We start from the raw sequence: 14,140 nt of genomic DNA, 5'->3' as shown, positions 1-14,140 counted from the left end.
GGGCTGGTCAGTTCCGTTTCGTCGTCGGCAGTTTCGGCGCGGGTGACGTGATCGGCTCATCGGGTCGGGCCGCCCGCCAGCGTCGTCCGTCGAGCTCGACACTCCATGGCTCCTCGGATTCCGCGGGCACCACACGGATGCTCACCATCTCACCTGGGTTTGGCGGCTCGACGCCGAGACGGACGGCCACGTTCCGGTGGCTCTCGTAGTCGCCGCCTGGAATGAGATAGCCCTCCGCCCGCAGGACCGTTCGCGCACCGCTGCCGTTATCGCGCACTCGAGCCATGTAGTCGGACTGCTGCGCCAGCGTGGCGATGGTGTTGCGGCCGATGCGTCGGCCAGTGACACGACGGAACAGCTCGATGACTCTCGCTTGTCCTTTCGCGGGCGCAAGGATGGCGGCGAGGGTGGCATCGTCAAGGCTTAGTAGGACGTTTGGCGGGAGCGCGGCATCGAACGCGATCCACCGGATCTGTGCGCGACCGCGCGCGTTGAGGCCGGTCTTTCCGTCTCTGTTCGCGCTGGTGCGACGGTTGGCCTCTGTTGCCCGGACGATCCCGAGGCTCCAGGTGCCGGTGGCGTCGCTCGACGTCGCAACGAGCAAGAGGTGCTCGAAGCATTCGGGCGGCAGCATCCAGCCGCCCATAGACTGCGAGTACTTGCAGTCTATGTCCTCGTCGAGTATCCGGTAGTCGAGCAGTACGCCGTCAGTGATCACGTCCGTGAATTCGCGCCGGAGGTTGATCTCCAGGAGAGTTCCGAAGTGGGTCTTCTCGGTCTTGTACAGCTGCTCCCAGCGAAAGCGTCCCGTGTGCTGTCCGTCGTAGAGCTGGTCGTAAGTCGCGCGGAATACGGCAGCGGTTCGATCGCCATCCGGATCGGCTGCGAGCCAGCTAGCAGCGATCGCATCGCGCGGGTCATCGTCGTCTAGGCCTTGGCCAGCGAGATCGGGGAAGGAATCGTCGGCCACGGCATGAACATATCGCGGGCCTAGGAATGGCGTGAGTCGTCGGGCTACGTGATCGACGGCCTCAGCACCGTAGGAGCGGACGGCAGCAGGGCATGTTCGAGCTCCGGGACTCCCTTCGCTGAACGCTCCGGAGGGGCGTCCATCGAGCAGGACTGCCACCGCGCGTGGATCCCGGCATCCAATGGTGCTGAACCCGCGATGAACGCTCGGTCGATCGAACGGATGTCCTCAATCTCCTCGTACTCATCGAGCGCGAGGTGAGCGAGTCGCCAGCACGGATCAGACCTCATCACCTCGTACTCGTTTCGGCTGACGTGGAACGTCGTTCGGTTACGTCGCTTGGACGTCTTCACCTCAAGGTGCACTTCGCCCCGCGCGGTCCGAATGAGCAGGTCGTAACCGGCACTGTCCGTGACGAGTGATATGTGCTCGACGCTTCCTGCGATGGATCGGCGTAGAAGCTCAACCAGAAGCTCCTCGCCAATGGCCCCGATACGCTCCCGTTCTGCCGTTTCGACCTTGCCCCAGCGACGCCCTGCGAGCCTGTAGCCCTCCTGCTCCGAGAGCCCTAGCGCGCCAGCCGCGGTCACGGCATCGGCGGGCAATTCTTCTGGCGAGGTGACGAGAAGGTCGAGATCACGGAACCACACGGCCTCGGTCACAGCGGCTTCGAATACCGCTTCGGCTGGCGTCCGCCAGGTCTCAGTGGCCGACCCGAGTAGATCGACACGTTGGAGCCAGTCGAGTGCAGTCTCGTACTGGGTGGGCGTGAGATCCGCGAAGCGGCGGTTGGTGACGAGGATGGACCGTGCGCGGGCTACCCCCGAAGATGGAATGCGCTCGAGCCACCGAGCTGCGGCCCGGAGGATGGGCTCAGGTTGGATCGGCACGGAGATAGCCGATCAGGGCCTGGAGATCGCCCCGGTCAAGTCCGCCGCCGAATGCTGGCTCTTCATCGAGGTCGGCTAGTTCTCGTACTGCTGGGTCGTCCAGGACCCGACCCATAAAGTCGAGCTTCATCCCGAGCCGCTGCTCGACCACTTCATCGATGGTGCCGCTTGATACGAGCACCGTTACGCGCACCTTGGCGTCGGGTCGAAGCCCGAGCCGGTGAATGCGATCGAGGCTCTGCAGATATCTGCCGGCCGCGAAGTCGCGATCAACGTACACAGCGTCGTTGCATTCGTGGTGCAGGCTGATGCCTTCTCCCAAAGTTGCTGGGTTCGACAGCAGGACCATGCACGAAGGATCGGTTCGGAAGCGCTGAATTTCGGCGTCGCGGTCCTCAGTCCCGCCGTGGACCAGCGCGGGGGAGAAGGCCGACAGTAGCTCGCGGAGCGTGTTGAGGCTCCTGATGAAGGTCGACCAGACTAACGTCTTCCTGCCGTTCGCGGCGTTGTCCCGAACGATCTGAAGGACCTCGCGGTACTTGGGTGACAGCTCGTAGTTGGGGAGGTCGGTCATTAATTGCGCCAGTGATGAGCCCGGTGGGGCGTCGAGTGGCGGGACCCGGTACGCGAGCGGTTCATAGCGTGTCGTGCCAACTGACAACAGCGCTGGGCTAGTCGCAGCCATCAGGAGATAGACAATGATCCGCCCAAGATCCTCCAAGTCCTCGGTGCCAGATGCTCGTGCTGACATCTGGCCGATCAGGGCGTCGTAGATCTCCTGGTGAATCGGAGGCAGGTCGACCCTGCGCACCACCGGCGTCACCTTCGGCAGACCGAGCTCGGTCTTGGTTGTTCGCGTGAACAATGGTCGCAGCGCTCGGCTTGCTGCGGCGAGGTCGCCGCTAGCCACGGCTTGTACGACGCGCTGCCGGCCGGTGCCGGGCCAGACGAAGCCGAAGAGATTCTCCAAGTCCCGGACACCGTTGGGCGCGGGCGTGCCCGTGAGAATCAGTCGATGTCGCGCGTGTGGACCGAGCGCGAGGCAGGCAGCGCCGTAAGTGCCGTCCGGCCCGAGCTTCATGCGGTGAGCCTCATCGAGGAGAAGCAGCGAGGGGCGGGCGCTCAACCACTGGCCGAGTGCGGCTACGGATGGTGCGAGCCGCTCGTAGTTGATGATCAACGCCTCGGCACCTGGGTTCGGCCGAGAATCGAAGATCTCCATTCGCAGAGGCGGAGCCAAGCATGCCGCATTCTCTTGGAGCCAGGACTCGTAGCACGACTTCGGTCCCACGATCAGCACCCGCTCGATGCCGTGGATCTCTCGTAGTGCTTGGAAGACAGCGAGGCCTACTCGCGTCTTGCCGGCGCCTGGTACCGAGAAGTTCGCTCCGTGGCGTAGCGACAGTAGTTTCTCAATATCCCGTCTCTGGAACGAGGTGAGGTCACCGGTCCATCTGGTCCCAAGACTGGCATCGAGGTCGATCGCCAGAGGGAGCGCCGCGTTGTTGGCGATGACGTTGGCCACAACCTCGGCGTCACGGAGCGAGTCGGAGACAATGGTAAGCAAGCGGTCTTCCCACTCGACGTCTTCATGCTGCCAGTTCGCGACCTGCCGGAGGTTGACCAAGAGGTCATCGAGGGGGACCTCGGCCAGACTCGGCGCAATGTGGCGCACATTAGGGAACCGCAAGGCGAGTTCTCTGAGTTCCGTCTCAAGGCCCGCCCGTCCCTGAAGTCGAACGGTCGTCGGTCCGCTCCCAAAGCCGATGAACAGGCTGGGCATGCCCATTCGTACCTCAGTCCTCCTGGCGGGTCGCGGCAAGCAACCAGTTGATGCCCTCACGGGCGTCGTCGTCTGCGGCACGCGCCGCTTGCTTCGCCAACTGCTCCAGGGATTCCCGCAGGACGAGAAGCGCTTCATCGAACGCTTCGAGGTCGAGCGTGCGATCGGCACGTGATCGCGCGAACTCTCGTGAACTCTGAACCACGCAGTCGGCAGCTACTGCGATGTGGTCCGCAACGGCAGAACGCTTCTTCTGAAGTTCTTTCACGCGTTCCGCAGCCTTCGCTGCGTCGCGGAACGCCTCGTTCGCTGCGGTGACGACGGCTGACCCCGCAGCCGCTGTCTTTGGGTCGTGAGAATTCTGGTCAGCGCGGGCCTTAAGCAGTGAATCCGTAAGGGCGCGTGCGGTGCGAACGTGGTCGCTCTCCTGGCCGACGGGAAGGTCGGCCGGCAGACCAGGGATCGAGATCTTCGCGGCGGGCGGCGTGGTGGGCAGGAGCTCCGCAGGAAGGTGCCGCACGAGGTACTCCTTGTGGAAGTCCTCTTCCACGTGGCGCAGGGACGTCTTGGGCAGCCCGAGCATCAAAGCTGCTAGCCGTGACTCCTTGAGCTGCTCCGCGGCATCAGGGTTGACTGCTGCGGCCGTGGTGTAGTGCCGGTGAAGCTCACGGAAACTCTCCTGCTGGTCGTTGAAGTGGAGTTCCGTGAGGCGTGCGCCGCCGGCTGACTCGCTGCGAGCGACTGCGTCCTTGATCAACTGGAATGCCCAGCGATCAGCCTTCAAGGATGCCGGCCGGATGTTCCACTCGTGCGCGACATCCTCCTCGCGGCTGCCCGATGCGATCTGCTCCTCAACGGAGATCAGACGATTGATGTACGGGTAGTCGCGACGCTTGTCCCGGCGCAGCTGGATCCGTAGTTCCATCTGGTTGATGTCGTTCCAGTCAGCCGAAGGCGGCAAAATCCCGACTCGGATGTCCGCGGTGCCAAGTTCCTTCAGCGCGACGCACCGTGTGTTCGCGTCAACGAGGACGCCGGTCTGCGTCACGACGCCCGGCGAGATCTGGCCATCGCGACGGAGCTCCTCAAGGAGTTCGGCGTACTCCGGGTCAGGCTGGGTGGGATCGGACGGCCTAGCCTTCAACAGTTCTTCGAGGTAGGCCTGCGAATCATCGGCCCAAGGAGCCTCGTCGAGACGCGCGTTCCGGGAGGGGTCGATCCCACGCTGGGCGCGGATCCGGTGGGTGTTCGGGTTGAGGTACAGCTGCGCGATCGGCATCGCGATCACATGGAGATCCAGGGCAGAGCCACGGAACTGCACCCGGATCGTCTCCGGATTGTCGTGGTCCCTGACGTCGTCAAGACGTCGCTGAATGGTCTCCGCGATCTCGTCGCTCGCTGGCGGCCAGCCGTAGCCCGAACTCACAGTGCTTTCCCTCCCGGATAGCGCATTTTTCCGATTGGCGAGCGCCACGCTCGCCCGTCACGCATCATGACATCCGGGCCCGACAGAATGGGTCGAAACGAACGGCACGGGGAGAGACGTCGGTGGCCAGACCACGGTGGGACGATCCAGCAAACGGCGCTGGCGTGATGGTGAAGGGTGCCCTCTGGCTCCTGCAGGAAGTCGGCGTCGGCAATGTGTTCACGAAAGCCGAGATCCGGGATGCCTTTCCGGGCGTCGCCCAAGCTGACCGCCGGATCCGGGACCTACGGGACTTTGGGTGGGTCCTGCATACGCGTGCTGACGATGCGAGTCTCTTGCAGGAGCAGACACGTCTGGTCGCGGCGGGGGCGGCTGTGTGGGATCCCAAGGAGCGCCGCGAGGCGAGCCCGGACAAGGGCCTTTCAGCCAAGGAGCGCCAGGGTGTCATGGAGCGGGACGACTTCATGTGTACGATCTGCGGTATCGCCGGAGGCGAGGCCTACCCCGACGACAACATGAATACGGCTGTGCTCTCTGTGATGAAGCAGTCGCTGGTCGCTGGCCCAGGCCGCAATGACGCAGCGCTCGTCACCGCGTGTAAGCGATGTAAGGCCGGGCGCTCTGGACACAAGGTGGATCCGAGCCGGGTTCAGCGCACGATCGATGAGCTCGACCCGTCGGATCGCCGACTCATTGAGGCGTGGGCACGCGCTGGCAAGAGGTCTTTCTCGCCTGCCGAACGTGCTTGGGCGATGTATCGAGGTCTCCCGCCGGAGGCGCGGGCCATGGTGGACCTCGGGTGAAGTCGGCCGACCTGCCCTGCAGCGTCCGGGATTTTGAATCAGTCTCCCGGACGGGCATTTCGCCCGTTCTTGACAGCATGTTCGATTGCGCGAGCGACACTCAGCGGCGATTCGTGCTCCCAGAAGCGTAGGACGAGCCACCCGGCATTCCTCAGGCGGGCAGTCGTATCGAGGTCCCGAGCCATGTTGGTCGCGATCTTGGCAGGCCAGTAGTCCACGTTGTGCTGGAAGTCTCTCCGGCCATGTAGTTCGCATCCGTGCCAGAAACAGCCGTCGATGAAGACCGCGATGCGCTGCTTGCTGAAGATGATGTCCGCCCGGCGGCGTAGGCCCGGAAGGGGCGCGGCAGCTACGCGGTACCGCAGGCCGGCGTGCAACAGACGACGGACGGCGAGCTCCGGCTGGGTGTCGCGCGAGCGGTTCGCCTGCATGTTGCGCCGTCGGCCTGGTGTAGATGCCCAGGAATCGCTGGCAGTCACCGCTCCAGATTCGCACACACGTCGATGAGCCCGATTGGACGGAGGAGATTCGCCGACCGGGGTTGGTCGGAGCGGCGAGGAATGCGGCAGTGGGACGAATCGCCGGGCAAGGCCGGGCAAGGCCGGGCAAGGCCGGGCAATGCCGGGCAATGCCGGTGCGCTGGAGTGAGAGCCACTAATGTGGCCGGGTAGCACGGCGGGGCGATCTGACGCTGGCCGACGCTCGCGCTGAGGGCCGTGCTGACTGAGGCTCGCGCTACGGCGTCCGCGATCCCTGCGGAGTGTTCGGCGTGATCGCGCAATACTGTCGGACGCTCCAGCTACGGTGCTGCCGCCGGAGCCCGCACATGGAGTGGCTCCCAGGAGCGGGAGCAATCGATGGTTGACTATGTAGGTGCGCACTGGATCCGCGCTGCGCTCCAGGTGAATCCGTACGGATATAAGGGCAGGAACGAGCCGTCCAAGAGCTACCCGTCAGAGGACGACTACAACACGGCGCTCCTCGACCAGTGTGATGCGCTCGGGATCCGCATGATCGCTGTCACGGATCACTGGTGCGTGGACACAGCGGCTGGTCTCATTGTTGGCGCTAACGCCCGCGGAATCGTGGCGCTGCCTGGCTTCGAGGCCAACACCTCAGAGGGCGTCCATCTCCTCGTGATTTTTGAGGTCGGCACTCCGTTCTCCGAGATCAATGCCGGCATCGGCATCTGCGGCGGCACGCCCGGCGACAGTGGCACCGGCAGCTGCGGCTACGGCGACGTCGTCGACAAGATGACGGAGCGTGGTGCGCTGGTGATCCCGGCGCACGTCAATGTCTCTCCGAGCGGCCTTTTGGCTCGGGAGAGTGGCCAGCCGCTCCAGCGAATGATCAAACATCCGCGCGTCAACGTTCTAGGCATTACGCCAGGTGCGGCCGCCGCCAAGGATCAGGCATCGGTGCTGGCCAACCGCAAGCCGTTCGATCGGGAGCACCCTCTCGCCGTGATCCACGCCGATGACGTCATGAGCCCGAGTGACCTTGCCAAGCCCGGCGCGTCCTCATGGTTCAAGGTCAGCACTGAGCGCCTCGAGAGCCTCAAACTGGCTGTCCGTACGCCGACAACGCGCGTTTCCGTGACCGATCCTGCCAACACGCCGCGCGCGCTAATCCGCGATCTGTCGTGGACTGGCGGCTTCCTCGACGAAGTCACGATTCCGCTGTCCGAGGAGCTGACGGCATTCATTGGTGGTCCGGGCACCGGTAAGTCGACGGCTATAGAGAGTCTTCGATATGCCTTGGGGATTGAGCCGATCGGGGCATCGGCGTTCGCCGACCACCGCGCCATCGTTAAAGACGTGCTCAAGACCGGCACCATCGTGAAGGTCACGGTCGAGACTGCCAAGCCGACGCCGCATACCTACACTATCGAGCGCCTAGTGAACGACGTACCGGTCGTCCGCGATGCCAGCGGCTCGGCCACCAACCTCAAGCCCGAGGACATCGTGCCGCGAGTTGAAATCTTCGGGCAGCACGAACTCGCGGAGCTTGCGAACGACCCGGCGCGTGTCGCCACCATGCTCCAGCGATTCACCGGCTCCGACGGTCCCGATCGGGAGCACCAGGACACATTGGGGCTGCTTGCGGAGAACCGTTCTCAGCTGCAGAAGCAGGAGATGGCAAGGGAGGCGCTCGAGAACGAGCTTGCCGACATCGGTCGGCTCGAAGAGCAGATCAAGCAGTACGACACGACCGACGTGCCGGGGAAGTTGGCAGCCCAGCAGCGGCTGGAACTCGATCAGGCCGTGCTCAAGGAGGCGTCGGATCGCATCGGTGAATCGCGAACGACGCTCGCCGACATCACCGATCCGCAGCTTGGCGCCGACCTGAATGCCGACTATGAGAACGTAGACAATTCGCCCCAGGCTGCACTGCTCCAGCGCGCGACAGCGGCAACCTCGGACCTGGCCACGAAGCTGGCCAACATAGCGACGCAGGTCCGCGCCGCGCTCGACGCCGCGGAGCAGGCGGTCGGTGCCGTGCAGGCTGACTGGGATGCTGCGGTCAAAGAGCAGCGCGATGAGTACAACAACGTCCTACGCGGACTGCACGAGCAGGGCATGCAGCCCGACAAGTACGTGGACACCAAGCGGGCGCTGGAGGCGCTCAAGGCGAAGCTGCCGCGGCGCAAGAAGCTCGACCAGGAGATCGCCGGGCTCAAGAAGACCCGCGGGGAACTGCTCAGCAAGCTGCGCGATCACGAGAAGCAGCAGACCGAGAAACTCCACGACGCGATTCGGGCAGCCAACACCGCTACAGATGGGGTCGTCGTGGTGCAGCCCGTTCCGGACCCCGACCGGTCGCAGATCAAGCAGCTGGTGATCGACAACCTGACCGGCGCCAAGAACACGATCGCTGCCGCCATTGACGCCGAGAGCTTCTCGACGCGGGCGTTCGTCGAGGCGGCTCGGAAGGGTCCTGACGGCCTTGCGCCCTACGGGATCAAGGGCGCGCAGGCGGCGAACCTCATTGCGGTCGGCGAGCCCCTCTTCCGAGAGATGGAAGAGCTCAGCGTGGGGCTCGCGGTGGACGTCAAGCTGGACGTCGGTTACGGCACGGGGACGAAGGAGTTCAAGAGCATGGGGCAACTGTCGAAGGGCCAGAAAGCGACCGCACTGCTGCTCCTGCTGCTCAGCGGGTCCGACGCACCGCTGGTGATCGACCAGCCCGAGGATGACCTGGACAACCGCTTCGTCTTCAACGGCATCGTTGCCAACCTGCGAAAGCTCAAGGGGCAGCGGCAGGTCATCGTCAGTACACACAACGCCAACGTCCCCGTGCTCGGCGACGCCGAGCTGATCATCACGCTCGAAGGCGACGGCCAGCACGGTCGTCCGGCCGCTGACGGCATCGGCTCGCTCGATGACGAGAGGATCCGGGAGCACGCGGAGAACATCCTTGAAGGCGGCCCGGATGCCTTTAACGCGCGACAGCATCTCTACGGGTTCTGACATCAACGGAACTGAGGACTGGAAGCCGACGGCATCGCCGACTGGGTTCGAAGTCGAAGTCATCCCGGACCGCCGACCATGGAGGAACGGGTGGCAGGCCAGGCGATGTACCACCGATGTAACAAGGCGACGAAAAGCGGCGGGTAGGGTCGAAACATGTTGGAAGACGTTTTCCGAGGTCGGGGCGCGCGTGCGGGTCTTCGTCGCAGGTTGTGGCACCGCCCGTCTCACATGATCAACCTGTAGCGCGGTCGCTGCGACGACGGGGAGTCCCCGGCACCTGGTGCCGGGCGGCTCCCCGTCGTGCTTCCCGGCGGGCCAGGCGACGGCCCGAAGTGGTCCTTTCGGGCCATGCCTGCTGAGTACTGGGTCTCTGCCGTCACCCGGTCGCCGGTCGCGAGGCTGGACGCATGAGAGACCTCCGCCGCGCCGTCATCACCCTCGTCATCGGATCCTTCAGCCTCGCCGCGCTGATCGGCATCGTCGCACTGGTCGGCGGCGCGGGGTTCGGGGACACCCAGGCCCGCGTCATGGTGACCACGACCATCATCGGCTTCGATTCGATCGCGGCGCTCTGCTACCTGTCGCTCGCCGGCCACCGCCTCGTTGCGGTCGGCCTGCTCGGCGCCGCTGCATCGGTCGTCGCCACGCTCTGCGCACTGGTGCTGACCTGGTCCGACGACAGCTTCTCGGGCGACCTGTGGAGGTGGTTCGGGGTGACGGTCACGATCGCGGCCACGCTCGCTCAGGCGAGCATGCTCATCGCACTCACCCGGCGTCCCTCGCTGAGCCCGCTGCTCTGGACGACGGTCGGGGTCGCGGGGATCCTCGCAGTGATCGTCTGCGGGATGATCATGGGCGACGCGGGGAACGTCGGCACGGCCAAGCTGGTCGGCGTCCTGGCGATCCTCGATGTCCTGGGGACGTTGGTCCTGATCGCGCTCGGCGTCTTCGGCGGGCGGGCCGAGGCGGTCGCCCCGCCGGCGCCGCGGGCCGCCCTCGCACGAGCCGACGAGCTCGCGCTGACCGAGACGGCCGAGAAGCGACTCCTGCGGACGGCAGCTACGCGTGGCATCACGCCCAGCCAGGCCCTCCTCGAGGCACTCGACGTCCTCGAGCGATCGCAGCGGTCGTAGCGCGCCGCGCCGACCGACGGCACGAGCCCCGTGGCCTGACGCCAGCTGTTGGGGAGCGTTCCACCTGACCGAAGGATGGGCGGATCCTGCTGGTCACCGAGGCGCAGCACGCTCGACGGCGTACCCGAGGACGCCCCCCAGGAGCGCACGCCATGCCCGGCACCCGCATCGCCGCCCTGTCCGTTCGGCTGACGACGGCGGTCGTCGTCGCCCTGTCCGTCGTCATCTCCGCGCCGGCGACCGCGCGCGATGCCGGCACCGCCACCGGCACCACCGCCGTCGGCGACGCCCCGCGCACCGGCGCCGTCGCGAACCTGCGGGTCGTCACCTTCAACACCGACTTCGCGGTGTCGCGCCGCAGGTGGGTGGCCGAGATGGACCGCGCCGCCGGCTTCGCGCCGGACGTGCTGCTGGTGCAGGAGGTGCAGTGGCGCGACCGCCTGATCCGCCGGTGGGCCCGCCGGGAGCACTACCGGCTCTGGTACGGCCGCAACGACGAGCACCAGGAGTCCGACGTGCTGCTGCGCTCCGGGCGCCGGTTCGACGTCCGCAGCGTGCGCTACCGGCTCGGCTCCGGAGCCGTGACCCGCGCGAACGGCGACCGGATCCACGCCCGCTACATCCAGACGGTCCGGGTGCGGGACCGCCGGTCCGGGCGCCGGCTCGCGTTCTCGACGACCCACGTCGTGCCGGAGGTGATGTGGTGGCCGCGGGAGGGCGGCTACCTCGGCGCTCCCGACCCGTTCCGGATCCAGCCGCGCTACGGCACCGCGACACTGAGCGCGGCCCGGGCCCACTACGAGCGGGTACGCCGCCAGCTGCGGGCCGACCTCGGGGCCGGCTACCTCCCCGTGGTCGGCGGCGACTTCAACGCCGGGGCGCAGTACGAGCCGCTGTGGAGCGGCTTCATGACCGAGGCATTCGGCGGGTTCATGACCTCCAACCACGAGGCGCTCGGCCGGGTCACGACCGAGGAGGACCCGGTGACCGGCGACCGCAGGTCGATCGACTACGTGTGGGCGCCGACCGGCCCGGTCGTGCGGTTCCGCGACGAGCACGTCCGGTCGGCGGCCTCCGACCACGACATCATCGTGGTCGACCTCTCGGTCGAGCACGCCGGCTGAGCACGCCGGCTGGGCATGCCGGCTGTGGGTCAGGGCAGCACCCGGCGCAGGAACTCCCGGGTCCGCGCCTGCTCCGGCTCGCCGAGCACCTGGTCCGGCGGACCGGACTCCAGGATCCGGCCGTTGTCGAGGAAGCACACCGTGGTGGCGACCTCGCGGGCGAAGCTCATCTCGTGGGTGGCCAGCACCATCGTCGTACCGGCGTCGGCGAGGCTGCGGACGATGTCGAGGACCTCGCCGACCAGCTCGGGGTCGAGCGCCGCGGTGATCTCGTCGAGCAGCAGCAGGGCCGGGTCGGTGCACAGCGCGCGCACGAGCGCGACGCGCTGCTGCTGGCCGCCGGAGAGCTGGTCGGGGTGCTTGGCGACGTGCTCGGCGAGCCCGAACCGCTCCAGCAGGTCGATCGCCTTGCTGCGGGCGGCGGCGGCACTCGCCCCGTGCACCTTGCGCGGGGCGAGCGTGCAGTTGTCGAGCACGCTGAGGTGCGGGAAGAGGTTGTAGGCCTGGAAGACCATGCCGATGTGGCGGCGTACGTCCTGCGGGTCCACGAGCGGGTCGGAGATCTCGCTGCCCTGGAACTCGATGATGCCGTCGTCGATCGGCTCCAGGAGGTCCAGGCAGCGCAGCAGCGTGGACTTGCCCGAGCCCGAGGCGCCGATCAGGCAGACCACGTCGCCGGGGGAGACGGACAGGGACACGTCGTCCAGGACGACGCGCGGGCTCTCGCCGTGCCGGGTGTAGGTCTTGCGCACGTTGCGTACGTCGAGCAGCGCACTCATCAGAGCACCCCCGCCCGCTCGCGGCGGGCGAGCCGTCGGGTCAGCGCGTCGCAGAGCCGCGCCAGCGGCAGGGTCATCGCCACGAAGAACGCCGCGACGACGACGATCGGCGTGAAGTTGAAGTGGTAGTTGCCGTAGTCGGAGGCCGCGAGCAGGGACTCCGCGACGCCGACCGACGCGACCAGGGCGGTGTCCTTCTGCAGCGAGACGAAGTCGTTGAGCAGCGGCGGGACGACGCGGCGCACGGCCTGCGGGACGATGACGTACCGCATCGTCTGGGCCCGGCTCAGGGCCAGCGCCTCCGCGCTGGCGACCTGGGAGGGGTGGACCGACTCGATGCCGGAGCGGAACACCTCGGCGACGTAGGCCGAGTAGGAGATGACGAGCGCGACAGTCGACCAGAAGAAGAGGCTGTTCGGCACGCCCGAGAGACCGAGTGCCGGCATGCCGAAGGCGAGCAGGAAGAGCAGCACCAGGGTCGGGATGCCGCGGACGACGTCGGTGTAGACCACGGCGATCCCGCGCAACGGCACCAGCCAGGCCGAGCGTGCCTGCCGGACCAGGGCGATGGCGAGGGCGAGCATCAGGATGAGGGGCTCGGCGATGAGGAACATCCGCACGTTGACCCAGAAGCCCTTGACGATGCTGGGCAGCGCCGCCCGGGCGTGGTGGGCGTTGAAGAAGGTCGTGCGCACCACCGGCCATCCCGGCGACAGCAGCACGGCGGTGAGAGCGCCGCCGACCACCAGGACGGTCATCAGCGAGCCGATGAGGAGGCGACGGCGACGCTGTCGTGCCCGGGTGCGCCGCCGGGCGAGCTCGTGCGGGCTGGGCCGCCACTGCGCGGCGACGGACGTGCTCACTTCAGGACGGGGACGCTGACGACATCGGACAGCCACTTCTTCTCGATGGCGGCGAGGGTCCCGTCGGACTTGAGCTGCCCGAGGGCCCAGTTGACGCAGGACACCAGCGGGTTGCCCTTCTGGAAGAGCATCCCGAACTGCTCCGGCGTACCGCCGTCGTAGGAGAACTGGCCGAGCAGCTTGCTGCCCGGGATCTCCGCCGCGCTGATGTAGAAGGCCGTGGGCAGGTCCGCCACGATCGCGTCCACCTGGCCGTTGAGCAGTGCCTGCTTGGCGGCGTTCGTGTTCTGGAAGACCAGCGGGGTCTGGCTCGGCTTGATGACCTCCCGGACCGCGGTCAGCGAGGTGGTGCCGGTCTGGGCGCCGATCTTGTACTGCGCGAGGTCGGCGAGGCTGGTCGCGTTCGCGGCCGGGCTGTTCTTCAGCACCACGACGGACTGTGCGGCGGAGTAGTAGCCGTCGGAGAAGTCGACGACCTTGGCGCGGTCGGGGCTGATCGAGATCTGGTTGATGTCGAAGTCGAAGGTCTTCGCGCCCGGCTTGTAGGAGTTGTTGAAGGGCACCGTCACCCAGGTCACCTGGTCCTTGGTGAAGCCGAGCTGCTTCGCGACGGCGTACGCCACCGCGGACTCGTAGCCCTTGCCGTTGGTCGGGTCGTTGTCCGAGAACCAGGGGTCGTACGCCGGGGAGTCGGTCCCGACGGTGAGCGTGCCCGTGTGCAGCAGGTGCAGCTGGTCCGGCGTGCACTGCGCCGCCGACGCGGTGGAGCCGTCGGTCGCGACCTCCTTGGTGGGCGCGCACGCGGCCGACGCGGCGAGGATGAGGACGGCGGCAGCGGGGGCGAGGACTCGGGTCGTGCGCATGCGCGCATGCTACGGGCCGGCGCCGCTGCAACA

General features: G+C 66.6%; 12 protein-coding genes. 4 read left to right on the top strand and 8 right to left on the bottom strand.

Translation table 11 applies throughout. The features are described 5' to 3' along the window. Window positions 1-7 precede the first annotated feature (7 nt). Genes ACYU8V_RS06470 through ACYU8V_RS06455 form a run of 4 tightly spaced genes read right to left on the bottom strand, consistent with a single transcriptional unit; the run spans window position 8 to window position 5,117 of the window. Window positions 8-970 carry a NaeI family type II restriction endonuclease gene (locus ACYU8V_RS06470; protein WP_460846033.1) on the bottom strand — a complete coding sequence of 321 codons (963 nt, stop codon included), beginning with the start codon at window positions 968-970 and terminating at the stop codon, window positions 8-10. Window positions 971-1,014: 44 nt separating this feature from the next. Then, window positions 1,015-1,860 (bottom strand): protein NO VEIN domain-containing protein, encoded by an 846-nt coding sequence (locus ACYU8V_RS06465; protein WP_460846032.1) that lies wholly within the window; start codon window positions 1,858-1,860, stop codon window positions 1,015-1,017. Continuing rightward, window positions 1,844-3,643 carry a DEAD/DEAH box helicase gene (locus tag ACYU8V_RS06460; RefSeq protein ID WP_460846031.1) on the bottom strand — a complete coding sequence of 600 codons (1,800 nt, stop codon included), beginning with the start codon at window positions 3,641-3,643 and terminating at the stop codon, window positions 1,844-1,846. The genes ACYU8V_RS06465 and ACYU8V_RS06460 overlap by 17 nt, the downstream gene beginning before the upstream one ends. Window positions 3,644-3,656: 13 nt before the next feature. Further along, complete coding sequence (locus tag ACYU8V_RS06455) at window positions 3,657-5,117, bottom strand: ParB N-terminal domain-containing protein (protein ID WP_460846030.1); 1,461 nt, start codon at window positions 5,115-5,117, stop codon at window positions 3,657-3,659. Between the two features lie 119 nt (window positions 5,118-5,236). On the opposite strand from ACYU8V_RS06455, the gene ACYU8V_RS06450 reads away from it, so the two are divergent. Then, window positions 5,237-5,872 carry a hypothetical protein gene (locus ACYU8V_RS06450; protein WP_460846028.1) on the top strand — a complete coding sequence of 212 codons (636 nt, stop codon included), beginning with the start codon at window positions 5,237-5,239 and terminating at the stop codon, window positions 5,870-5,872. Between the two features lie 38 nt (window positions 5,873-5,910). Here ACYU8V_RS06450 and ACYU8V_RS06445 read toward each other — a convergent pair whose 3' ends face one another. Then, window positions 5,911-6,351: a very short patch repair endonuclease gene (locus ACYU8V_RS06445; RefSeq protein ID WP_460846027.1), complete on the bottom strand. Its 441-nt coding sequence runs from the start codon at window positions 6,349-6,351 to the stop codon at window positions 5,911-5,913. Window positions 6,352-6,729: 378 nt separating this feature from the next. Between ACYU8V_RS06445 and ACYU8V_RS06440 the strand changes: the two genes are divergently transcribed. The 3 genes from ACYU8V_RS06440 (at window position 6,730) to ACYU8V_RS06430 (ending at window position 11,602) form a co-directional block, all read left to right on the top strand. Further along, window positions 6,730-9,342 (top strand): TrlF family AAA-like ATPase, encoded by a 2,613-nt coding sequence (locus ACYU8V_RS06440; RefSeq protein ID WP_460846026.1) that lies wholly within the window; start codon window positions 6,730-6,732, stop codon window positions 9,340-9,342. Window positions 9,343-9,752: 410 nt separating this feature from the next. Continuing rightward, on the top strand, window positions 9,753-10,478 hold the full coding sequence (locus ACYU8V_RS06435) for a hypothetical protein (protein ID WP_460846025.1): 726 nt from the start codon (window positions 9,753-9,755) through the stop codon (window positions 10,476-10,478). A gap of 152 nt (window positions 10,479-10,630) precedes the next feature. After that, a complete protein-coding gene (locus ACYU8V_RS06430) occupies window positions 10,631-11,602 on the top strand; it encodes an endonuclease/exonuclease/phosphatase family protein (protein WP_460846024.1) in 972 nt (323 codons plus the stop codon). A 29-nt stretch (window positions 11,603-11,631) separates the two neighbouring features. Here the strand turns inward: ACYU8V_RS06430 and ACYU8V_RS06425 are convergent, their stop codons facing one another. Genes ACYU8V_RS06425 through ACYU8V_RS06415 form a run of 3 tightly spaced genes read right to left on the bottom strand, consistent with a single transcriptional unit; the run spans window position 11,632 to window position 14,107 of the window. Next, window positions 11,632-12,381 (bottom strand): amino acid ABC transporter ATP-binding protein, encoded by a 750-nt coding sequence (locus tag ACYU8V_RS06425; protein ID WP_460846023.1) that lies wholly within the window; start codon window positions 12,379-12,381, stop codon window positions 11,632-11,634. Continuing rightward, the gene (locus ACYU8V_RS06420) at window positions 12,381-13,244 is read right to left on the bottom strand and encodes an amino acid ABC transporter permease (RefSeq protein ID WP_460846022.1); all 864 of its coding nucleotides are present in this window, start codon (window positions 13,242-13,244) and stop codon (window positions 12,381-12,383) included. Before ACYU8V_RS06420 ends, ACYU8V_RS06425 begins: the two co-directional genes overlap by 1 nt. Further along, a complete protein-coding gene (locus ACYU8V_RS06415; protein ID WP_460846020.1) occupies window positions 13,241-14,107 on the bottom strand; it encodes an ABC transporter substrate-binding protein in 867 nt (288 codons plus the stop codon). Before ACYU8V_RS06415 ends, ACYU8V_RS06420 begins: the two co-directional genes overlap by 4 nt. Window positions 14,108-14,140: the final 33 nt, after the last annotated feature.

This window comes from Nocardioides ultimimeridianus, from assembly GCF_054777895.1.
The sequence above is the reverse complement of the archived record's forward strand: the minus strand, read 5'-3'. Positions and strand labels throughout refer to the sequence as shown.

Bases quoted from the DNA above. Each gene is read 5' to 3' on its own strand.
- ACYU8V_RS06425 (WP_460846023.1), bottom strand. From the start codon at position 12,381: ATGAGTGCGCTGCTCGACGTACGCAACGTGCGCAAGACCTACACCCGG.
- ACYU8V_RS06415 (WP_460846020.1), bottom strand. From the start codon at position 14,107: ATGCGCACGACCCGAGTCCTCGCCCCCGCTGCCGCCGTCCTCATCCTC.
- ACYU8V_RS06435 (WP_460846025.1), top strand. From the start codon at position 9,753: ATGAGAGACCTCCGCCGCGCCGTCATCACCCTCGTCATCGGATCCTTC.
- ACYU8V_RS06450 (WP_460846028.1), top strand. From the start codon at position 5,237: ATGGTGAAGGGTGCCCTCTGGCTCCTGCAGGAAGTCGGCGTCGGCAAT.
- ACYU8V_RS06440 (WP_460846026.1), top strand. From the start codon at position 6,730: ATGGTTGACTATGTAGGTGCGCACTGGATCCGCGCTGCGCTCCAGGTG.
- ACYU8V_RS06460 (WP_460846031.1), bottom strand. From the start codon at position 3,643: ATGCCCAGCCTGTTCATCGGCTTTGGGAGCGGACCGACGACCGTTCGA.
- ACYU8V_RS06430 (WP_460846024.1), top strand. From the start codon at position 10,631: ATGCCCGGCACCCGCATCGCCGCCCTGTCCGTTCGGCTGACGACGGCG.